1 protein-coding gene is annotated in these 495 nt (G+C 65.3%); it reads left to right on the top strand.

The features are described 5' to 3' along the window. Positions 1–495, top strand: a 495-nt coding sequence (locus NLI84_RS13945) for a condensation domain-containing protein (protein WP_255991102.1), incomplete at both ends; no start/stop codon positions are given.

Genomic DNA, 495 nt, shown 5'->3' with positions numbered 1-495 from the left:
GGCGGCGCTGGAACTGCCCACCGACCGGCCTCGGCCGGCAGTGCAGACCTTCAACGGCCAGGTGCTGACCCGTGCGCTGGGAACCGCCTTGTCGGGCCGCATCGATAGCTTGAGCCAGCAGTGGGGCGTGACGCCCTTCATGACGTTGTTTGCCGCCTTCAACGTGCTGCTCGGGCGCCATGCCAACCAGCATGATCTCGTGATCGGCACGCCGATCGCGAACCGCACCCACGCCGAGACCGAGCCGCTGATCGGGCTGTTCATCAATACCCTGGCGCTGCGTACCGATCTGGCGGGCGACCCGACCTTCAGTGCGCTGGTGGCGCAGGTGAAGACGAATACCCTGGCCGCCTATGCCCATCAGGATCTGCCGTTCGAGAAGGTGGTGGAAACGCTGAACGTGCCGCGCGATCTGAGCCGTGCGCCGGTGTTCCAGGTGATGTTCACCTTGCAGAACACCGGGTTGCCCGAGTTCGTGCTGCCGGGTGTAACGGT

Origin of the sequence: Chitinolyticbacter albus (assembly GCF_024437655.1) — a bacterium.
GTDB lineage: Bacteria > Pseudomonadota > Gammaproteobacteria > Burkholderiales > Chitinibacteraceae > Chitinolyticbacter > Chitinolyticbacter albus.
The sequence above is the reverse complement of the archived record's forward strand: the minus strand, read 5'-3'. Positions and strand labels throughout refer to the sequence as shown.